The sequence below is a fragment of the Nocardioides sp. Soil_C_8 genome (assembly GCF_057656315.1).
In genome coordinates this window covers 1,056,968-1,075,682 of sequence record NZ_JBDGKQ010000001.1, presented here as the reverse complement: position 1 = coordinate 1,075,682, position 18,715 = coordinate 1,056,968, and the positions used below count along the sequence as shown (strand labels likewise).

Genomic DNA, 18,715 nt, shown 5'->3' with positions numbered 1-18,715 from the left:
GTTGACGGTGCGAATCCCCCGGCGCACAATTCAACACATGATGAAAAACGTCGTGGAGGTGCGCGACCTCGTCGTCGTGCGCGGCGAGCGCGAGGTGCTGCCCGGCATCTCGCTGGACGTCCCGGCCGGCGTCACCGGGCTCCTCGGTCCGAGCGGCTGCGGCAAGACGACGCTGATGCGCTGCCTGGTGGGGGCCCAGCAGGTGCGGTCCGGGACGGTCGAGGTGCTGGGGGAGCCGGCGGGCAGCCGGCCGCTGCGGACCCGGGTCGGCTACGTCACCCAGGCCGCGAGCGTGTACGACGACCTCACCGTCGCGGAGAACCTCGCCTTCTTCGCTCGCGTGCTCGGTGTCGACCGCGCCCAGGTCGACGAGGCCGTCGACGCGGTCGGCCTCGACGACCACCGCGACCAGGTGGTGGGCCGGCTCTCGGGCGGCCAGCGCAGCCGCGCCAGCCTCGCCGTCGCGTTGCTGGGTACGCCGGACCTGCTGGTGCTCGACGAGCCGACGGTCGGCCTCGACCCGGTGCTGCGCCGCGACCTGTGGGACCTGTTCCACCGGATCGCCGACGGCGGGTCCGCCGTGCTCGTGTCGAGCCACGTCATGGACGAGGCCGAGCGCTGCCACCGGCTGCTGCTGATGCGCGAGGGCCGGATCATCGCCGACGGCTCGCCCGACGAGATCCGTCGCAGCACCGGCGCCCCCGACGTCGAGCAGGCGTTCCTCCACCTCGTCGAGGGGCGGGGTGACGCAGCATGAGCACCGCACCGATGAGCCCTCCGGTCACGCTCGCCGTCGCCGGCCGCGTGCTCACGCAGATCCGCCGCGACCACCGCACGGTGGCGATGCTCCTGGTCGTCCCGTGCGTGCTGATCACCCTGCTCTGGTGGATGTTCCTGGACCTCCCGGGCGACCTCTTCGACCGCTTCGGGCCGGGCCTGCTGGCGATGTTCCCCTTCATCGTGATGTTCCTCGTGACGAGCGTGACGACGCTGCGCGAGCGGTCGTCCGGGACCCTCGAGCGGCTGCTCACGATGCCCCTCGGCAAGCTCGACTTCCTGCTCGGCTACGCGATCGCCTTCGGCCTGCTCGCGGCCGTGCAGTCGACGCTCGCCGTGGCGGTCAGCGTCGGGCTCCTCGGGCTCGAGGTCACCGGCCCGGTCTGGCTGCTCGGCGTGGTCGCGGTGGCCGACGCCGTCCTCGGCGCCGCGCTCGGGCTGCTGGTGAGCGCCTTCGCCACGACGGAGTTCCAGGCGGTGCAGTTCATGCCCGCCTTCGTGCTGCCGCAGATCCTGCTCTGCGGGCTCTTCGTGCCGCGCGAGGCGATGCCCACCGTGCTCGAGGCGATCAGCAACGTGCTGCCGATGTCGTACGCCGTCGACGCGATGCAGGAGCTCGTCGGAGCGGCTGACACGGCTGAGGTGTGGCGCGACGTGCTGGTCGTGGCCGCGTTCGCGCTGGGTGCGCTCGCGCTCGGCGCCGCCACCCTCAGGCGCCGGACGCCCTGACCCGGACCCGGCTGAACAGCCACGCGCCCGCGGCGAAGAGGGCGGCGTACATCGCGGTCAGCATGACGACGTCGGCGATCGACGCGCTCGTGTCGCCGGCGGCGACGAGGACGACTGCGACCACGCCCGCGACGAGCGTCGTGCCCGCGGCGGCACCGAGGGCGAGCACCATGCCGCCCGGGCGGAACCGGGTCGCCGCAGCCACGACGAGCAGGACCGCCGGAGCAGCCAGGTAGAGCCAGTCACGTTCCCCTTCGCCCACGATGCCGAGGGCCCCGATGCCGAAGAGGAGGAACAGCACGGTGCCCAGCGAGACGGCCAGCGCGACGGCGTACCGGGAGGTGGAGGAAGGGAGCGTGGAGGTCATGCCGCTGACGCTAGGTGAGCGACCGCCGGGGGTGGGTGGAGGAGCTGTGAAGGTTCGGTGCAGGTCCGCGGCGGAGGTCGGCGTAGCCTTGCCGCCATGTCGTTGCTCCGCCAGCCGATCCTTCTCCTCGCCCGCAGCCAGGGGGTCAAGAAGCTCGTCTCGACCATGCCCGTGTCGAGCTCCATCGTGACCGGCTACGTGCCGGGCGAGTCGACCGACGACGCGGTCGCGGCGACGTCCGGGCTGGTCGACGACGGCCTGCGGGTGACGCTGGACTACCTCGGCGAGGACACGACCGACGCAGCCCAGGCCGACGCCACGGTCGCGGCCTACAAGGAGCTCCTCGCCGACCTGGCCGCCAAGGGCCTCGCGGCGCACGCCGAGGTCTCGGTCAAGCTCAGCGCGATCGGGCAGTTCCTCCCCGACAACGGCCACAAGGTCGCCCTGGAGAACGCCCGCGACATCTGCCGCGCCGCCCGCAACGCCGGCACGACGGTGACCCTCGACATGGAGGACCACACCACCACCGACTCGACGCTCTCGATCCTGCGCGAGCTCCGCAAGGACTTCCCCGAGACCGGTGCGGTGCTGCAGGCGATGCTGCGCCGCACGGAGGCCGACTGCCGCGCCCTCGCCTACGAGGGCTCACGGGTGCGGCTGTGCAAGGGCGCCTACATGGAGCCGGAGCAGGTCGCCTTCCAGGACCGCCTCGACGTCGACAAGTCCTACGTCCGGTGCCTCAAGGTGCTGCTCGGCGGGCAGGGCTACCCGATGATCGCCACCCACGATCCGCGGATGGTCCAGATCGCCTCGTCGCTCGCGAGCCGCTTCGGCCGCCGCCCCGGCACCTACGAGTTCCAGATGCTCTACGGCATCCGGCCCGAGGAGCAGAAGCGCCTCGCCGCCGCCGGGGAGACCGTGCGCGTCTACATCCCCTACGGCACCGAGTGGTACGGCTACCTCATGCGCCGCCTGGCGGAGAAGCCGCAGAACCTCGGGTTCTTCGTCCGCTCCCTGGTCTCCAAGAAGTAGTCCCGGCCTCCCCGCGCAGTAGATTGCCGGCATGAGCACAGCGATCATCGGGGCCGGCGTCATGGGCGAGGCACTGCTGTCCGGCCTGGTGCGCGCCGGGCGTCGCGTCGACCAGCTGATGGTCGGCGAGAAGCGAGCCGAGCGGGCACGCGAGCTCGAGGAGCGCTACGGCGTGGCCGTGCTGTCCAACCGCGACGCCGCCACCAAGGCCGACACCGTCGCCCTCGTCGTCAAGCCGCAAGACATGGGCGACGTGCTCGACGAGATCGCCCCAGTGCTGCGCGCGGGCCAGCTGCTGGTCTCGCTCGCCGCCGGCATCACGACGTCGTTCATCGAGTCACGCGTGCCTGAGGGTGTCGCCGTCGTCCGGATCATGCCCAACACCCCGGCGCTCGTCGACGAGGGGATGGCCGCGATCGCGCCCGGCTCGCACTGCGACGAGTCGCACCTGACCGAGGCCGAGTCGCTGATGGCCTCGACCGGCAAGGTGCTGCGCATCCCCGAGAAGCAGATGGACGCCGTCACCGCGATCTCCGGGTCTGGTCCGGCCTACATCTTCTTCGTCGTCGAGTCGATGATCGAGGCGGGCGTGCACCTCGGCCTGCCGCGCGCCACCTCGACCGAGCTGGTCGTGCAGACCCTCGTCGGGTCGGCCGCGATGCTGCGCGAGACCGCCACCCACCCCGTCGTCCTGCGCGAGCAGGTCACCTCGCCGGGGGGCACCACCGCCTCGGCGCTGCGCGAGCTGGAGGTGCACCGCGTGCGCGCCGCCTTCCTCGCCGGGATGGAGGCCGCCCGCAACCGTTCTCGCGAGCTGGCCGAGGGCAGCTGACCGCTCGGGGTGAGGGTAACGTCCGCCACATGGAGTGTGCTGGGCCTGCGTCCGTCGTGTTCGACCAGACGCTCTGTGAGTACGACTTCGGGCCCACCCACCCGATGTCGCCGGTGCGCGTCGACCTGACGATGCGCCTGGCCGACGAGCTGGGCATCCTCGAGGGGATCAAGCGCGTCGACGCCCCCGTGGCCACCGACGAGCAGATCGCCACCGTCCACGACCGCGGCCTCATCGAGGCCGTCACCCGGGCCGGGGCGACGCCGGGCTTCGAGGACGCCGCGCGCGGCCTCGGCACCGAGGACGACCCGGTCTTCGCCGACATGCACCTCGCGAGCGCCCACGTCGTCGGAGCCACCCTGGAGGCGTTCCGCCAGGTCTGGAGCGGGGAGTCGCTCCACTCGGTCAACATCGCGGGCGGCCTGCACCACGCGATGCCCGACAAGGCCAGCGGCTTCTGCATCTACAACGACGTCGCGGTGGGCATCAAGCAGCTGCTCGCCGACGGCGCCGAGCGGGTGGCCTACGTCGACATCGACGTCCACCACGGCGACGGGGTCGAGAAGGTCTTCTGGGACGACCCGCGGGTCCTCACCGTCTCCCTGCACGAGACCGGGCAGATGCTCTTCCCGGGCACCGGCTTCCCGAGCGACACCGGCGGTCCCGGCGCCGAGGGCACGGCTGTGAACGTCGCGCTGCCTCCCGGCACCGCTGACGCGGGGTGGCTGCGCGCCTTCCACGCCGTCGTACCCCCGGTCCTGCGGGAGTTCTCCCCGCAGGTGCTGGTGACCCAGCACGGCTGCGACTCCCACATGAACGACCCGCTCGCCCACATGATGCTGAGCGTCGACGGCCAGCGAGCGGCCTACCTCGCCCTGCACGAGCTCGCCCACGAGGTCGCCGACGGCCGGTGGGTCGTCACGGGCGGCGGTGGCTACTCCGTCGTCGACGTGGTGCCGCGCGCGTGGGCGCACCTGCTGGCCGTCGTCTCCGGCGCGCCGGTCGACCCCGAGCAGCCGACGCCCCCGGCGTGGCGGGCCCACGTCGAGGAGGTGCTCGGCGCGACCGCCCCTCACCGGATGACCGACGGACGCACGCCCGCCTACCGCGACTGGTCGGGCGGCTACGACCCGGAGACCTGGCTGGACCGCGCGATCAACGCCACGCGCACCGAGGTCTTCCCGCTCCACGGCCTCGACCCGCTGCCCTGATCGCCACCGGAGCAAGCCGACACGCCGCAGTCACACAAGTTTCTCTGGCATTCCTCTTCCCCACGCGTCACGCGAGCCCTATTGTCAGCGAGAGCGGCACGCCTGTGACGCCGGTTCGGAAGCCGGCGCCGTCGCCGCGCAGAAGGATCGGTGCACACCATGGCTGAGAACACCCCAGGCGACATGTCCGAGGCGCAGTTCCTGACCATCGCCGAGGTCGCGGCCAGGATGCGCGTCTCGAAGATGACGGTCTACCGGCTCGTCCACGGCGGCGACCTGCCCGCCGTCCGCGTCGGCCGGTCCTTCCGGGTCCGCGAGGACGACGTCAACGAGTACCTCCGCAAGAGCTTCTACAACGCCGGTTGACGCCCTCCGTCCCCGGCGCAGATCCACTGGTCTGACGCGATTCCTCGCTGCTCGCACCCGGCAAGTAGGGTGTGCGGGTCCGACCGACGAACGTCGGTCGCAAGGAAAGGTCTGATTCGTGGGTTCTGTCATCAAGAAGCGGCGCAAGCGCATGGCCAAGAAGAAGCACCGCAAGCTCCTCAAGAAGACGCGCGTGCAGCGCCGCAAGCTCGGCAAGTAACACCCCTCGACCATGGGGCGGGTCGTGCTGGTCACCGGGATCTCCCGGGACATCGGACGACGATTCGCGCGCGCCGCGACCGGCGACCCGTCCATCGATCGAGTCATCGGCGTGGACGCGGTCCCGCCGCGCGGTGACATCGGCGACGTCTCCTTCGTCCGCGCCGACATCCGCAACCCGGTCATCGCGAAGGTCATCGCGAAGGAGGACGTCGACACTGTCGTCCACATGAGCGTGATCGCGACCCCCGGCTCCGCCGGCGGTCGCGGGACGATGAAGGAGCTCAACGTCATCGGCTCCATGCAGCTGCTCGCTGCGTGCCAGAAGTCGAGGACCGTCGAGCGGCTGGTCGTGAAGTCGACGACCACCGTCTACGGCTCGGGGCCTCGTGACCCGGCGATGTTCACCGAGGACATGGGGCCCAAGCGCCTGCCCTCCTCGGGCTACGCCAAGGACGTCTACGAGATCGAGGGCTACGTCCGTGGGTTCGCCCGCCGGCGCCCCGACGTCGACGTGACGATGATCCGGGCCGCCAACGTCGTCGGGCCCCACGTCTCGAGCCCGCTGACCAACTACTTCCGGCTGCCGGTGATCCCTCGGGTCCTCGGCTTCGACCCGCGCCTGCAGGTCCTCCACGAGGACGACCTGATGCGGGTGCTGCGCCACGCCGCGACCCACGGGGTGCCCGGCACCTTCAACGTGGCCGGCGACGGGGTGATGACGCTGAGCCAGGCCGTACGACGCCTCGGCACGCCGTCGGTCTCGCTCCCGCGCTTCGCGGTCGGCCGCCTCGGCGCCACCATGCGCCAGGCCCGAGTGTCGGACTTCTCGCCCGAGCAGCTGGGGTTCCTGACCTACGGTCGAGGCGTGGACACCACGCGGATGCGCACGATGCTCGGCTTCGAGCCGCAGTTCACCACGGCCGAGGCGTTCGCCGACTTCTGCCGGTCGGTCGCGCCCGCCGTGCGGGAGGGGGCCGGTCGTGCCTGAGGAAGCCCGCCGCCCACAGGGAGACGACGCCGTCGTCATCCCGATCGGCACCGGTGGACGCCCCGGCCGCGGCACCGGCAACGCCCGCCCGTCCTCCGCTGCGCGCAACCTGGCCCCGTCCGCCCGCAAGTCCGGCTCCGCCAGGAAGGGCTCCGCCAAGGCCGGCTCCGCGAAGACTCGCTCCGCCAGGACGGACCCGCCCGCCGACGAGGTCGTGCCGCCACCCACCGACGCGGGACGGACCACCGACGACCCGGCCGAGGTCCCGACCACCGGCATCCCCGTCGGCGAGTGGCTGGCGGCCGCGCAGGAGGCCGCGCAGGAGGTCTTCGGGGCCGACTGGGAGCGCCGCCTCGCCGAGCTGATGGCGTTCGTCCGGCGCCGCCTCGAGGGCCACTACGAGGTCGACGACTACGGCTTCGACCGCGAGCTGACCGAGCGGTTCTTCATGACCGCGCTGCGACCGATCGCCGAGAAGTGGTTCCGCCTCGAGGTCCGCGGGCTGGAGAACATCCCCGCCGAGGGCGGCGCCCTCGTCGTCTCCAACCATTCCGGCACCGTGCCGGTCGACGGCCTGATGACGATGCTCACGGTCCACGACCACGCCGGTCGCTTCCTGCGGCCGCTCGGCGCGGACCTGGTCTTCAAGCTGCCCGTGGTCAGCTCGCTCGCCCGCAAGGGAGGGGCCACGCTCGCCTGCACCGAGGACGCCGAGCGGATGCTGTCGGGCGGCGAGCTCGTCGGGGTGTGGCCCGAGGGGTTCAAGGGCATCGGCAAGCCGTTCAGCGAGCGCTACAAGCTGCAGCGCTTCGGGCGGGGCGGCTTCGTCTCGGCCGCGCTGCGCACCGGCGTACCCATCATCCCGCTCTCCGTGGTGGGCGCCGAGGAGATCTACCCGCTCGTCGGCAACGTGCCGTCGCTGGCGCGGCTGCTCGGCGTGCCCTACATCCCGATCACCCCGTTCTTCCCGTGGCTCGGGCCGCTCGGCATGGTGCCGCTGCCGTCGAAGTGGATCCTCGAGTTCGGTGAGCCGATCCGCACCGACGCCTACGAGCCCGGCGAGGCCGAGGACCCGATGCTGGTCTTCAACGTCACCGACCAGGTGCGCGAGACCATCCAGCACACGCTCTTCGACCTGCTGCGCGAGCGCGGCGGCGTCTTCGGCTGACCCGCCTCGACGACTGGACAGGCGCAGCCCGGAGTCAGGGCAGGAGGCCGCCGGTCGCGTTGTGCAGCGTGCCGCCGGTGAGGCCGTCGACGGTGCCCGTCACCTCGCCGATCAGCCCACCGGTCGCGTCGTCGGCGCCGGACGTGAGGCCGCCGAGCGCGCCACCCGTGACGTCGTCGAGCTGGTTGGCGAGGGTGCCTGTGGTGTCGGTCAGGCCGTCGGTGACGTCGTTGGTCGTGTTGGTCACCGTGTCGGTGAGGTTCTTGGTGATGTCCTTCACCGGCTTGGTCGGATCCGGCTTGGCGGGACCGGTGCTGGTCGGGTCGGGCGCCACGGAGCCCGGGCCGGGGCCGAGGGTGGTGGGCGGCTGCGCCGTCGGCACGACCTGCTGCGGGTCGAGGGCCTCCGGGACCGTGATGCCGGTCAGGTCCTGGCCGGAGATCGGCGCGCCCTCCAGCGCCAGCTGGTCGGTGTCGAGCCCGCTGACGAGGTCGGCAGGCTCGACAGCGGCGCTGGACAGCAGGAAGCCCGGCACGGCAGTGATCCCGCCGGTGCAGGACCGGCAGACGTTGCTGACCTCGAGGTCGAGGTCGGCGAGGGTTCGCCCGGCGGCCAGCAGGTCGTCGCGCGCGCTGTCCGGCAGCTCGCCCTGGAGGCGCTCGAGGCGGTCCATGCTGGTGGCGGTGAAGTCGCGCGCGACCTGCGCGTCGTTCACGCTCCCGGTGGCCTCGTAGGAGGCGAGCAGGGTGCCCACGCCGTCGCTCGACTGGCGGGTGAAGGAGTCGAGCGTCTCCGGCACGAGCTGCTCGCCACCACGGTCCTCGGCGGCCAGCTCCTCGAGCTCGGTGAGGCGGGTCCCGGCCTGGGCCAGCAGGGTGCGGCCGCGGTCGGCGTCGTCGGTGGCGAGGCGCACCTGCGCCGACTCGATCCCACGCTTGACGCCGTAGAGCGACTCGCCGGGCAGCGCCGTCTGTGCCGCGACCGCCATGGTGGCCGCGGAACCGACGATGGCGACGCCGCCCAGCAGCGCGCCGATGCGGCGCTGGCGGGTGCGCGACGAGGCGGGCATCGCGAGGCGCGCCGGGGCGGGTGGCTGGCGCACCAGCGCGGTGTCGGCCTCCGCCATCAGCCGCTCGCGCAACGACGCGACGAACTCGGGCCGCGCAGCGACGGGAGGCACCGCCCGCAGGTCGGCCACCACCTCGAGCAGGTCGGCGTAGCGCTCCGCGTCACGCTCCGGGAGCGCGGTCGTGGGGTCACGGGAGAGGAGTGCCTCGAACTCGTCGGCACGTCGTCGCGCCGAGAAGGGGGCTGTCATCGCGGTCGTCCTGTCTCACAGCTGGCGGGTCCTCCCACTGGGACGAACGAGCCAGACGAGGCAGGGGTTACGGGGTGTGTCACGCGTCTCTCAACCCCTCCGGCAGCAGCTTGGCCAGGTTGCGCACGCCGCGCAGCTGGAGCTGCTTGACGGCGCCGTCGGAGCGCTCGAGCGCCTGGGCGGTCTCCGCGATCGACAGGCCCTGGAGGAACCGCATGACGAGGCAGTCGCGCTGCTCGGCGGGCAGCTCGGTGAGCGCCTTGAGCAGCACCTCGTTGGTGAGGCCGGCGATGACCGTGTTCTCGGGGCCCTCGGTCGTGTCGTCGTGCGGGGTCATGTCCTCGGTGGTCATCTCCAGGCGGGTGCGCCCCGCCTTGAAGTGGTCCATCGTGAGGTTGCGCGCGATCGTCATCAGCCAGGCGCCGAAGTCCTTGCCCTGCCACCGGAAGCTGTTCATGCTGCGCAGCGCCCGGAAGAAGGTCTCCGAGGTGAGGTCCTCGGCGAGCACCTGCGACCGCGTGCGGTAGTAGAGGAAGCGGTAGACCGAGGCCTGGTAGTGGTCGTAGAGGAGGCCGAACGCCTCCTTGTCGCCCGCACGGGCCAGCTCGACCAGGGCGATCAGCCGCTCACGCTCGGCCTCGTCGACCTCCGATGACGTCGCGCGGTCCTCGTCGCCCACGGGACCGGAGCCGGAGCGTCCGTCTGGTCCGCCCACCGACGCCGCCCCGGGCGTCGCGGTCTCGGCCAGGAGCACGTGGCCGGCGGGCTGGAGGACCCGGCGCGGGGACAGGGCAGCGACCACGGCACGCCGGAGCGCGTCCATGCCCTCCTCGAAGGCACGATCGATGTCGTTCGTCGACCGCATGCGGTGTCCCCTCCCGGTTGCAGCATCATTCACCATAGGGGCCGGTGGCGGTCTTGTGAACCCGTGAGTAACTACGGGTTACAAGTCAGGCGGAACGGTCGCGCCCGCGCAGGCTCACCCCGGCGGCGACGGCGCCCGTGACCGCCCCGGCGACCGCGGCACCGAGGAAGCCCACCCGTGCCGCCTTGCGGCCGGTGCGGTAGTCGTGGATGCGCCAGCCCTGGGCGCGGGCGTGCGCCCGCAGTCGGGCGTCGGGGTTGATCGCGCAGGGGTCGCCGACCAGGGACAGCATCGGGAGGTCGTTGCTGGAGTCGGAGTACGCCGAGCACCGGGCGAGGTCGAGGCCCTCCCGGGCGGCCAGCGCCTTGATCGCCTCCGCCTTGGCGGGGCCGTGGAGGAGGTCGCCCACGAGGCGGCCGGTGTAGACGCCGTCGACGTGCTCGGCCACCGTCCCCATCGCACCGGTGAGGCCGAGCCTCCGGGCGATGATCGTGGCGATCTCGATCGGTGCGGCGGTCACCAGCCAGACCCGCTGGCCCTCGTCGAGGTGGATCTGGGCCAGGGCGCGGGTCCCGGGCCACACGCGGTGGGCCATCGCCTCGTCGAAGATCTCCTCGCCGAGCTCCTCGAGCTCGGTGGTGGTGTGGCCGGCGATGAACGACAGGGCGGAGTTGCGCGCGTCGGCCACGTGCTCGGGGTCCTCGACGCCCGCGATCCGGAAGTAGGCCTGCTTCCACGCGGCGGAGGCGATCTCCCTGGTGGTGAAGAACTGGCGGCGGTAGAGCCCGCGCGCGAAGTGGAAGATGCTCGCGCCCTGCATGATCGTGTTGTCGACGTCGAAGAAGGCGGCCGCGGTCGGGTCGCTGGGCCACACGAGCGCGTTCTCGACCTCCGCCGACGCCGCCGCGGCCTCGCCCGCGAGGGCCGACCGCTGCTGCAGGTTGAGGCGCCTGGGCCGCTCCGACGGAGTCACCCGTCAAGCCTAGCGGCGCCCGCCGTCCGTGCTCGGCTGTGGAAGGATCGGCGCATGCCGCGCCACGACATCTCCGCGTTGGTGGCCGAGGCTGCCGACGACGTGCCCGACCGGCAGGCCCTCGTCGAGAGCGGCGGCCGCTCGCTCACCTGGGCCGGGCTCGAGGACGAGGTCGCCCGCCTCGCGACGGGTCTCGGCGCCCACGGCATCCGCGCGGGGCAGCGGGTGATGATCGCGATCGGCAACCGCATCGAGTTCGTCACGACCTACCTCGGCGTGCTGCGGGCCCAGGTCGTCGCCGTACCGGTCAACCCCCGCTCCGCCCCGGGCGAGCTGGCCCGGATGGTCGCCGACTCCGGCACCCGCATGGTGGTCGCCGACGAGACCGCGGTCGGTGCCGTGCGCGCCGCGCTGGCCGAGCTCGGCCCCGACACGCACCGGCCCGTGGTGGTCGTCACCGGAGCCGCGCCCGACAGCGGCGAGCTCGCGCTCGACGGCCTCCGCGCGGACGACGTACGTCCGGTCCCGCCGCTGCCCGACCCCGAGAAGCTCGCCGCCCTCCTCTACACCAGCGGCACCTCGGGCCTGCCGCGGGCGGCGATGCTCAGCCATCGGGCGCTGCTGGCCAACATCGAGCAGGTCGCGGCCGTCGAGCCGCCGATGATGCACGGTGACGACGTGGTGCTCGGCGTCCTCCCGCTGTTCCACGTCTACGGCCTCAACGCCGTGCTCGGCGGGGTGCTGCGCCACCGGGCCCGGCTGCTGCTGGTCGAGCGCTTCGAGCCCGAGGCCGTGCTCGACCTCATCGACGACGAGGCGTGCAGCGTCGTGCCGATCGCACCGCCCGTCTTCGCCCACTGGTTGCCCGACGAGCACCTGCGCGAGCGGCTCGGTCCCGTGCGGCTCGTGCTGTCCGGGTCGGCGCCACTGGAGGGCGCGGTCGTCGAGGAGTTCACCGCGATCACCGGCATCCCCGTGCACCAGGGATACGGGCTCACGGAGGCGTCGCCGGTGGTGACCAGCACGCTGTGCAGCCGCGAGCCGCGGGCCGGTTCCGTCGGGGCGGCGCTGCCCGGCATCGAGCTCCGGCTGGTCGACGAGACCTGGGGCCAGGTCGAGGGGGAGGACCCCGGCGAGATCCAGGTGCGCGGCGACAACCTGTTCAGCGGCTACTGGCCCGACGGTGCCGACGGTCCGGACGACGAGGGCTGGTACGGCACGGGCGACGTCGGCTTCCTCGACGCCAGCGGCGACCTCTTCCTCGTCGACCGCGTCAAGGAGCTGGTGATCGTCAGCGGCTTCAACGTCTACCCCACCGAGGTCGAGGAGGTGCTCCGCGAGGTCGACGGGGTCGCCGACGCGGCCGTGATCGGGGTGCCGGACGAGGCAAGCGGCGAGGCGGTGGTGGCGTACGTCGTCGCGTCCCCCGGCGCTGCCCACGCGGGTCGCCCCGCCGACCTCGAGGACGCCGTCCGCGCCCACGCCGAGGAAAGGCTGGCGCGTTTCAAGCAGCCCTCGCGGATCGAGGTCGTCGAGGCGCTGCCCCTCACCATGACCGGCAAGGTGCAGAAGGGGCGGTTGCGCGGCCTCGAGCGGCGCCGGGTCCAGGGGCTCCTAGAATGACCACCCCACGCATCACCTTCTACACCCGCCCGGGCTGCCACCTGTGCGACGACGCCCGGGCAGTCGTCGAGCGCGTCTGCGCCGACCTGGGGGAGTCGTTCGAGGAGGTCGACATCACGACCGACGACGAGCTCGAGGACCGTTTCAGCGACGACGTACCGGTGACCTTCGTCGACGGCAGGCAGCACGACTTCTGGCGCGTCGACGAGGCCCGGCTGCGGGCGGCGCTGGCCTGAGCTCCCTCCCGTGCCGGGATGCCGATCGGGGGGTCGCGCGTTGAGGAGGGCGTGAGGCTCTCCCTGCTCGACCGCTCCCGCACCCGCGTCGGCCTGCCCGACGCCGAGGCCCTCGAGGCGACCGTGGCCAGGGCGGTGCGCGCCGAGCAGGTCGGCTACGACCGGTTCTGGGTCGCCGAGCACCACGCCGTGCCGGGCATCGCCTCCGGGACGCCGGCGGTGCTGCTGGCGGCGATCGGGTCGCGCACCGACCGGATCCGGATCGGCTCGGGCGGCGTGATGCTGCCGCTGCACCAGCCGCTGGTGGTGGCCGAGCAGTTCCTCGTGCTCGAGGCCCTCCACCCCGGCCGGGTCGACCTCGGGCTGGGCCGGTCGCTCGGCTTCACGCCGCCGGTGCGTCGCGCGCTGCGACGCGACCACGAGGACGGCGACACCTTCGAGGACGACCTCGCGGAGCTGCGCGGCTACCTCGAGGGCACGGCCGAGGTCACCGCCCGGCCCGCGACCGACCGGCCGGTGCCGATGCACGTGCTCGCGACCGGGCGCGGGCTCGAGGTCGCCGCGCGGCTGGGACTGCCGGTGGTCGTCGGCGGTCCGATCCTGGGCTCCGCCGAGCTCGCGCCCGCCCTGGCGTCGTACCGGCGCGACTTCCGGTCACACTGCGGCAGCGAGCCGCGGGTGACGGTCTCCCTCGACGTGCTCGTCGCCGACGACGACGCCACCGCGCGTGAGCTCGCCCTGCCCGAGGCATGGGCGATGGCGCGGTCGCGCCAGACCGGTGAGTTCCCGCCGCTCGAGGGCGTCGACGCCATCCGCGAGGCGTCGTGGCCCAGCCAGGTGCGCCGCCGGGTCGAGGCCTCGCTCGACCGGGCCGTGGCCGGCAGCCCCGCGACCGTACGACGTCGCCTCGACGCGCTGGTGGAGGCCACCGGTGCCGACGAGCTGCTGGCGAGCAGCTCCACCTCCGACCGCGAGGCCCTCCTCGCCTCGGACGCGATGCTGCGCGATCTGCTGCGTTGATGGTCCGCTGCCGAGCCGGCTCGACCGGGCAGCTGGGACCGCTGACGGGGTGCGGATGAAGGAAGTCCGACCTCGGAACGCTGAGGAAGAGCCGCGCGATGGAAGGGGCGCCGTAGCCACCTCCGCGAGGGTCGGGCGGGTCTCGTGGCGGGACTCCGTCCCTCCTCGACCAGCGCCGGAGGCCCATCCTCGACCGGCGCGGACAGCCTTCGCGCAGAAGCCCCTCCGTTAGTCGGTCGTCACCCTCCGCGCAAGTCGCAGGACCCCCGCTTCGGGTGGGTCTTCTCACATGTGCTAGCCGCCTCTTCCGCCGTTTTGTTCAACCGTTCACAAACTCCTACAGTGACGGGGTCACGCGAGGTTCGCGGGACTGGAAAGAAGCAGCTGTGACCGCACGGACCCCCGACTCTGCCCGGGACATTCCCGAGGCGACCGTCGCCAGGCTTCCCGTGTACCTGCGTGCCCTGACCGGCCTCGCCGAGGGCGGCACCACCACCTGCTCCAGCGAGGAGCTCGCCGCGTCGGCGGGCGTCAACAGCGCCAAGCTCCGCAAGGACCTCTCCTACCTCGGCAGCTACGGCACCCGCGGCGTGGGATACGACGTGGAGTACCTCCGCTACCAGATCGCCCGCGAGATCGGGGTGACGCAGGACTGGCCGGTCGTCATCGTCGGCATCGGAAACCTCGGTCACGCGCTCGCCAACTACTCCGGCTTCCGCAGCCGCGGCTTCCGCGTGGTCGCGCTCCTCGACGCCGACCCGGACCGTCACGACGAGGTCGTCGCCGGGCTCGACGTCCGCTCCTTCGAGGACCTCGAGTCGATCGTCGCCGACGACGCCGTCTCCATCGGCGTGATCGCGACGCCGGCGGTGGCCGCCCAGTCCGTCGCCGACCGCATGGTCGCCGCCGGCATCACCAGCATCCTCAACTTCGCCCCGACCGTCCTGACGGTGCCGGAGGGCGTCGACGTACGGAAGGTGGACCTCTCCATCGAGCTGCAGATCCTCGCCTACCACGAGCAGCGCAAGTCGATCGCTCCTGGATCGGAGGTGGTCTCGTGAGCGTCCTCGTCGTCGGCATCTCCCACAAGTCCGCCCCGGTCGAGCTCCTCGAGAAGCTCGCGCTCGACGGCGACGGCGCCACCAAGCTCATCCAGGACGTGATGGGCGGTGAGCACGTCTCCGAGGCGACGGCGATCGTGACCTGCAACCGCCTCGAGGTCTACGCCGAGGTCGACCGCTTCCACGGCAGCGTCGAGGACCTGTCCGGCCTCCTCGTCGCGCGGGCCGAGCAGTCCACCGAGGCCCTGCTGCCGCACCTCTACGTCCACTACGACGAGGGTGCGGTCTCCCATCTCTTCCAGGTCGCCGCCGGCCTCGACTCGATGGTCGTCGGCGAGGGTCAGATCCTCGGCCAGACCCGCGAGGCGCTGCGCGTCGGCCAGGAGCACGGCACCGTCGGCCCGGCTCTGAACACCCTGTTCCAGCAGGCGCTGCGCGTCGGCAAGCGGGCGCACGCCGAGACCGACATCGACCGCGCGGCCCCCTCACTGGTCACGGCCGCCCTCGAGCGGAGCTCCGTGCCCGTGGAAGGCGCCCGGGCAGTGGTGATCGGCGCCGGGGCGATGGCGTCCCTCGCGGTCGCCCACCTGTCGCGCAGCGGCGCGGCCAGCATCTCGGTGCTCAACCGCACCGCCGCCCGCGCCGAGCGGCTCGCCCAGGAGTACGCCGCCACGTCGGTGCCGATGGAGTCGCTGGTCGACGAGCTCGCCACCGCCGACATCGTCATCTCCTGCACCGGCGCCCCCGAGCCGCTCGTCCGCCTGGCCGACGTCGTCACCGCGCGCGGCAGTGGCGACCGTCCGCTGACCGTGATCGACCTCGCGCTGCCCCACGACGTCGACCCGTCGCTGGCCGACCTGCCCGGCGTCGAGCTGATCAACCTCGCCGGTCTCGCCGACGAGCTCCGCGGGCTCGAGGCCACCGCCGGCGTCGACGACGTACGCACCATCGTCGGCCAGGAGATCAGCGCGTTCCTCGCCGTACGACGCCAGGCGAGCGTGACGCCCACCGTCGTCGCGCTGCGCTCGATGGCCACCTCGGTGGTCGACGCCGAGATGGAGCGCCTGTCCGCCCGCCTCCCTGGCCTCGACGACGCCACCCGCGCGGAGGTGCTCCACACCGTCCGCCGGGTCGCGGACAAGCTCCTCCACGAGCCGACCGTCCGGGTCAAGGAGCTGGCCGACGCCGAGCCGGCCGTGTCCTACACCGCGGCCCTCGCCGAGCTCTTCCGCCTCGACACCGACGCGGTCGACGCCATCTCCCGCGCCGAGCGCACCGAGGGAGGACAGCCATGAGCACCGCCCTTCGCCTCGGCACCCGGGCGTCCGCCCTGGCCACCACCCAGTCCGGGCTCGTCGCCGACCTCGTCCGCGAGTGCCTCGGCCGAGAGGTCGAGCTCGTCGAGGTCTCGACCGAGGGCGACCGCAACGCCGCCCCGCTCGCCCAGATGGGCGGCACCGGCGTCTTCGTCAGCGCCCTGCGCGACGCGCTCCTCGACGGCCGGGTCGACTTCGCGGTCCACTCTCTCAAGGACCTGCCCACCACGCCCGCCGACGGCATCGCGCTGGCCGCGATCCCGCTGCGCGAGGACCCCCGCGACGTCGTGGTGGCCCGCGACGGCCTGACGCTGGGCGAGCTGCCGGTCGGCAGCCGGCTCGGCACCGGGTCCCCGCGCCGGGTCAGCCAGCTCGCGGCGCTCGGCCTCGGCCTGGAGCTGCAGGGCATCCGCGGCAACGTCGACACCCGGATCCGCAAGGTCCGCGACGGCGAGGTCGACGCGGTCGTCCTGGCCCGCGCCGGACTGGCCCGCCTCGGCCGTCTCGACGAGGTCACCGAGGTCCTCGACCCCCTCCAGATGCTGCCCGCGCCCGGCCAGGGCGCGCTCGCCATCGAGTGCCGCTCCGGCGACACCGAGCTGGTGGCGGCGCTGGCGCGGCTCGACGACCCCGCCACCCGCGCCGCGGTCACGGCCGAGCGCGCGGTCCTGTCCACCCTCGAGGCCGGCTGCTCGGCCCCGCTGGGTGCCCTGGCCGAGGTCGTCGAGGGGGAGGACGGCGAGGAGCTGTGGCTGCGCGCCGTGGCCCTCTCGGAGGACGGCGCACTCACGGTGCGCAGGAGCGCCACCGGCCCCGTCGCCGAGGCCGCACAGATCGGAACACGCCTCGCGAGCGAGATGCTCGACGAGGGAGCAGCAGACCTGATGACTGCATCGCATTTGCAGGGACCACCAGTGAGGAATCAGCACGCATGACGCGAGTACAGACCCCCCAGGCCAGCACCGCGCCCGCCCCGGCCCAGGGCTGGGTGTCGTTCGTCGGCAGCGGTCCCGGTGACCCGGGCCTGCTGACGGTGCGAGCCGTGGAGCTCCTCCAGGGTGCCGAGGTGATCGTGACCGAGGCGCCCGAGCACGTCGAGCTGGTCCGCCAGGTCCTCGGCCTCGTCGAGGGCCCCGACGGCCTCGTCGGCGGCCCGGAGATCGTCGACGGCGGCTTCGGCGAGGACGGCCAGCCCTTGACCCACGCGGCGCGCGCCAAGGTCGTCGTACGCCACGGCAAGAAGCAGCGTGTCGTCCGCCTGATGACCGGTGACCCGTTCCTCTACGCCTCGGGTCCGGAGGAGGCGCAGGCCTGCGTGAAGGCCGGTGTCGGCTTCGAGGTCGTCCCGGGCGTCTCCTCGGTGAGCGCGGTCCCGGCCTACGCCGGCATCCCGCTGACGACCAAGCGCCACAAGGAGATGGCCGTCGTCACCTGCGGCGACAAGATCGACTGGAGCGCCTACGCCGACGACCGGACCCTCGTCCTGCTCTCGGGCGTCGGCAGCATCGCCGAGACCGCCGCCGCGCTCGTCGAGGCCGGTCGCTCGCCCGAGACGCCGGTCGCGATGACCCGCGTCGGCACGACGACCGAGCAGCACACCCTCGTGTCCACGCTGGCCAACATCGCCGCCGACGCCCGCTCCGCGCGCATCGCCCCGCCGGCGATCACCGTCATCGGCGACGTCGTCGACCTGCGCCAGACGCTGTCGTGGTTCGAGACCAAGCCGCTGTTCGGCTGGCGTGCGCTGGTGCCCCGCACCAAGGAGCAGGCCGGCTCGCTGTCGCGTCGCCTGCGCGAGTACGGCGCCGTGCCCGAGGAGGTGCCGACCATCTCGGTCGAGCCGCCGCGCAACCCGCTCCAGATGGACAAGGCCGTGCGCGGCCTCGTCGAGGGCCGCTACGAGTGGATCGCCTTCACCTCGGTCAACGCGGTCAAGGCCGTGCGCGAGAAGTTCGAGGAGTACGGCCTCGACGCCCGCGCCTTCTCCGGGCTGAAGATCGCCGCGGTGGGCGACAAGACCGCCCAGGCGATCGCCGACTGGGGCCTGCGTGCCGACCTCGTCCCGTCCGGCGAGCAGTCCGCCGCCGGCCTGCTCGAGGAGTGGCCGCCCTACGACGAGGTGCTCGACCCGATCAACCGGGTCTTCCTGCCCCGCGCCGACATCGCGACGGAGAACCTCGTCGCCGGCCTGGTCGACCTCGGCTGGGAGTGCGACGACGTCACCGCCTACCGCACCGTGCGCGCCACCCCGCCGCCGGCGCCGGTCCGCGACGCGATCAAGACCGGCAAGTTCGACACGGTCGTGTTCACCTCGTCCTCGACGGTCCGCAACCTCGTCGGCATCGCCGGCAAGCCGCACCCGTCGACGATCATCGCGGTCATCGGCCCCCAGACGGCCAAGACCGCCGAGGAGCACGGCCTGCGGGTCGACGTGCTGGCCCCGACGCCCGACGTCGAGGTCCTCGTCGACGCCCTCGCCGACTTCGGTGCGGCGCGACGCCTCGCGATGCTCGAGGCCGGCGAGCCGGTCACGCGCCCGAGCGAGCGCACCGCCTCGGGTCGCCGCAAGGCCCGCGCCAAGTAGCTCGCAGCACCGCTGCACCCACCGCTG

At 72.6% G+C, this 18,715-nt stretch carries 20 protein-coding genes; 16 read left to right on the top strand and 4 right to left on the bottom strand.

Translation table 11 applies throughout. The features are described from left to right. The first annotated feature begins 37 nt into the window (after window positions 1–37). Both AC3A3L_RS05265 and AC3A3L_RS05260 read left to right on the top strand, forming a co-directional pair. Window positions 38–757 (top strand): ABC transporter ATP-binding protein, encoded by a 720-nt coding sequence (locus AC3A3L_RS05265; RefSeq protein ID WP_487638961.1) that lies wholly within the window; start codon window positions 38–40, stop codon window positions 755–757. After that, entirely contained in the window at window positions 754–1,506 is a 753-nt protein-coding gene (locus tag AC3A3L_RS05260) for an ABC transporter permease (RefSeq protein WP_487638960.1), read from the top strand. Before AC3A3L_RS05265 ends, AC3A3L_RS05260 begins: the two co-directional genes overlap by 4 nt. On the opposite strand, the gene AC3A3L_RS05255 is transcribed toward AC3A3L_RS05260, so the two are convergent. Beyond that, the gene (locus AC3A3L_RS05255) at window positions 1,487–1,873 is read right to left on the bottom strand and encodes a hypothetical protein (RefSeq protein WP_487638959.1); all 387 of its coding nucleotides are present in this window, start codon (window positions 1,871–1,873) and stop codon (window positions 1,487–1,489) included. The genes AC3A3L_RS05260 and AC3A3L_RS05255 overlap by 20 nt on opposite strands. A 96-nt stretch (window positions 1,874–1,969) precedes the next feature. Here AC3A3L_RS05255 and AC3A3L_RS05250 point away from each other — a divergent pair, with 96 nt between their 5' ends. The 7 genes from AC3A3L_RS05250 (at window position 1,970) to AC3A3L_RS05220 (ending at window position 7,692) form a co-directional block, all read left to right on the top strand. Then, a complete protein-coding gene (locus AC3A3L_RS05250) occupies window positions 1,970–2,905 on the top strand; it encodes a proline dehydrogenase family protein (protein WP_487638958.1) in 936 nt (311 codons plus the stop codon). A 31-nt stretch (window positions 2,906–2,936) separates the two neighbouring features. Then, window positions 2,937–3,737 carry a pyrroline-5-carboxylate reductase gene (gene proC, locus AC3A3L_RS05245; RefSeq protein WP_487638957.1) on the top strand — a complete coding sequence of 267 codons (801 nt, stop codon included), beginning with the start codon at window positions 2,937–2,939 and terminating at the stop codon, window positions 3,735–3,737. A 29-nt stretch (window positions 3,738–3,766) separates the two neighbouring features. Beyond that, window positions 3,767–4,948 (top strand): acetoin utilization protein AcuC, encoded by a 1,182-nt coding sequence (locus tag AC3A3L_RS05240; RefSeq protein WP_487638956.1) that lies wholly within the window; start codon window positions 3,767–3,769, stop codon window positions 4,946–4,948. Between the two features lie 159 nt (window positions 4,949–5,107). Next, complete coding sequence (locus AC3A3L_RS05235; RefSeq protein WP_172257944.1) at window positions 5,108–5,314, top strand: helix-turn-helix domain-containing protein; 207 nt, start codon at window positions 5,108–5,110, stop codon at window positions 5,312–5,314. Between the two features lie 118 nt (window positions 5,315–5,432). Continuing rightward, window positions 5,433–5,534 carry a 30S ribosomal protein bS22 gene (locus AC3A3L_RS05230; RefSeq protein ID WP_008356322.1) on the top strand — a complete coding sequence of 34 codons (102 nt, stop codon included), beginning with the start codon at window positions 5,433–5,435 and terminating at the stop codon, window positions 5,532–5,534. Window positions 5,535–5,546: 12 nt separating this feature from the next. Further along, window positions 5,547–6,524, top strand: a complete 978-nt coding sequence (locus AC3A3L_RS05225; RefSeq protein WP_487638955.1) for an NAD-dependent epimerase/dehydratase family protein — start codon at window positions 5,547–5,549, stop codon at window positions 6,522–6,524. Next, window positions 6,517–7,692, top strand: coding sequence for a lysophospholipid acyltransferase family protein (locus tag AC3A3L_RS05220; RefSeq protein WP_487638954.1), 1,176 nt, complete (start codon window positions 6,517–6,519; stop codon window positions 7,690–7,692). The genes AC3A3L_RS05225 and AC3A3L_RS05220 overlap by 8 nt, the downstream gene beginning before the upstream one ends. A 34-nt stretch (window positions 7,693–7,726) precedes the next feature. Here AC3A3L_RS05220 and AC3A3L_RS05215 read toward each other — a convergent pair whose 3' ends face one another. From AC3A3L_RS05215 to AC3A3L_RS05205, 3 genes are all read right to left on the bottom strand, one after another. Continuing rightward, complete coding sequence (locus AC3A3L_RS05215) at window positions 7,727–9,010, bottom strand: DUF5667 domain-containing protein (protein WP_487638953.1); 1,284 nt, start codon at window positions 9,008–9,010, stop codon at window positions 7,727–7,729. Window positions 9,011–9,089: 79 nt separating this feature from the next. Beyond that, window positions 9,090–9,875: a sigma-70 family RNA polymerase sigma factor gene (locus tag AC3A3L_RS05210; protein ID WP_487638952.1), complete on the bottom strand. Its 786-nt coding sequence runs from the start codon at window positions 9,873–9,875 to the stop codon at window positions 9,090–9,092. A gap of 85 nt (window positions 9,876–9,960) precedes the next feature. Beyond that, window positions 9,961–10,848, bottom strand: coding sequence for an HAD family hydrolase (locus AC3A3L_RS05205; RefSeq protein ID WP_487638951.1), 888 nt, complete (start codon window positions 10,846–10,848; stop codon window positions 9,961–9,963). Between the two features lie 54 nt (window positions 10,849–10,902). Between AC3A3L_RS05205 and AC3A3L_RS05200 the strand changes: the two genes are divergently transcribed. From AC3A3L_RS05200 to AC3A3L_RS05170, 7 genes are all read left to right on the top strand, one after another. Next, a complete protein-coding gene (locus AC3A3L_RS05200; protein ID WP_487638950.1) occupies window positions 10,903–12,471 on the top strand; it encodes a class I adenylate-forming enzyme family protein in 1,569 nt (522 codons plus the stop codon). Further along, the gene (locus AC3A3L_RS05195) at window positions 12,468–12,707 is read left to right on the top strand and encodes a glutaredoxin family protein (RefSeq protein ID WP_487638949.1); all 240 of its coding nucleotides are present in this window, start codon (window positions 12,468–12,470) and stop codon (window positions 12,705–12,707) included. Before AC3A3L_RS05200 ends, AC3A3L_RS05195 begins: the two co-directional genes overlap by 4 nt. A 51-nt stretch (window positions 12,708–12,758) precedes the next feature. Beyond that, window positions 12,759–13,727, top strand: a complete 969-nt coding sequence (locus tag AC3A3L_RS05190; protein WP_487638948.1) for an MsnO8 family LLM class oxidoreductase — start codon at window positions 12,759–12,761, stop codon at window positions 13,725–13,727. Between the two features lie 386 nt (window positions 13,728–14,113). Further along, complete coding sequence (locus tag AC3A3L_RS05185; protein WP_487638947.1) at window positions 14,114–14,788, top strand: redox-sensing transcriptional repressor Rex; 675 nt, start codon at window positions 14,114–14,116, stop codon at window positions 14,786–14,788. Continuing rightward, window positions 14,785–16,083, top strand: a complete 1,299-nt coding sequence (locus tag AC3A3L_RS05180; protein ID WP_487638946.1) for a glutamyl-tRNA reductase — start codon at window positions 14,785–14,787, stop codon at window positions 16,081–16,083. The genes AC3A3L_RS05185 and AC3A3L_RS05180 overlap by 4 nt, the downstream gene beginning before the upstream one ends. Further along, on the top strand, window positions 16,080–17,039 hold the full coding sequence (gene hemC / locus AC3A3L_RS05175) for a hydroxymethylbilane synthase (RefSeq protein WP_487638945.1): 960 nt from the start codon (window positions 16,080–16,082) through the stop codon (window positions 17,037–17,039). The genes AC3A3L_RS05180 and hemC overlap by 4 nt, the downstream gene beginning before the upstream one ends. After that, the gene (locus AC3A3L_RS05170; protein ID WP_487638944.1) at window positions 17,036–18,688 is read left to right on the top strand and encodes a bifunctional uroporphyrinogen-III C-methyltransferase/uroporphyrinogen-III synthase; all 1,653 of its coding nucleotides are present in this window, start codon (window positions 17,036–17,038) and stop codon (window positions 18,686–18,688) included. The genes hemC and AC3A3L_RS05170 overlap by 4 nt, the downstream gene beginning before the upstream one ends. Window positions 18,689–18,715 lie beyond the last annotated feature (27 nt).

Bases quoted from the DNA above. Each gene is read 5' to 3' on its own strand.
- AC3A3L_RS05215 (WP_487638953.1), bottom strand. From the start codon at position 9,010: ATGACAGCCCCCTTCTCGGCGCGACGACGTGCCGACGAGTTCGAGGCA.
- proC (WP_487638957.1), top strand. From the start codon at position 2,937: ATGAGCACAGCGATCATCGGGGCCGGCGTCATGGGCGAGGCACTGCTG.
- AC3A3L_RS05250 (WP_487638958.1), top strand. From the start codon at position 1,970: ATGTCGTTGCTCCGCCAGCCGATCCTTCTCCTCGCCCGCAGCCAGGGG.
- AC3A3L_RS05265 (WP_487638961.1), top strand. From the start codon at position 38: ATGATGAAAAACGTCGTGGAGGTGCGCGACCTCGTCGTCGTGCGCGGC.
- hemC (WP_487638945.1), top strand. From the start codon at position 16,080: ATGAGCACCGCCCTTCGCCTCGGCACCCGGGCGTCCGCCCTGGCCACC.
- AC3A3L_RS05170 (WP_487638944.1), top strand. From the start codon at position 17,036: ATGACGCGAGTACAGACCCCCCAGGCCAGCACCGCGCCCGCCCCGGCC.
- AC3A3L_RS05240 (WP_487638956.1), top strand. From the start codon at position 3,767: ATGGAGTGTGCTGGGCCTGCGTCCGTCGTGTTCGACCAGACGCTCTGT.
- AC3A3L_RS05210 (WP_487638952.1), bottom strand. From the start codon at position 9,875: ATGCGGTCGACGAACGACATCGATCGTGCCTTCGAGGAGGGCATGGAC.
- AC3A3L_RS05255 (WP_487638959.1), bottom strand. From the start codon at position 1,873: ATGACCTCCACGCTCCCTTCCTCCACCTCCCGGTACGCCGTCGCGCTG.
- AC3A3L_RS05260 (WP_487638960.1), top strand. From the start codon at position 754: ATGAGCACCGCACCGATGAGCCCTCCGGTCACGCTCGCCGTCGCCGGC.
- AC3A3L_RS05200 (WP_487638950.1), top strand. From the start codon at position 10,903: ATGCCGCGCCACGACATCTCCGCGTTGGTGGCCGAGGCTGCCGACGAC.
- AC3A3L_RS05195 (WP_487638949.1), top strand. From the start codon at position 12,468: ATGACCACCCCACGCATCACCTTCTACACCCGCCCGGGCTGCCACCTG.
- AC3A3L_RS05235 (WP_172257944.1), top strand. From the start codon at position 5,108: ATGGCTGAGAACACCCCAGGCGACATGTCCGAGGCGCAGTTCCTGACC.
- AC3A3L_RS05225 (WP_487638955.1), top strand. From the start codon at position 5,547: ATGGGGCGGGTCGTGCTGGTCACCGGGATCTCCCGGGACATCGGACGA.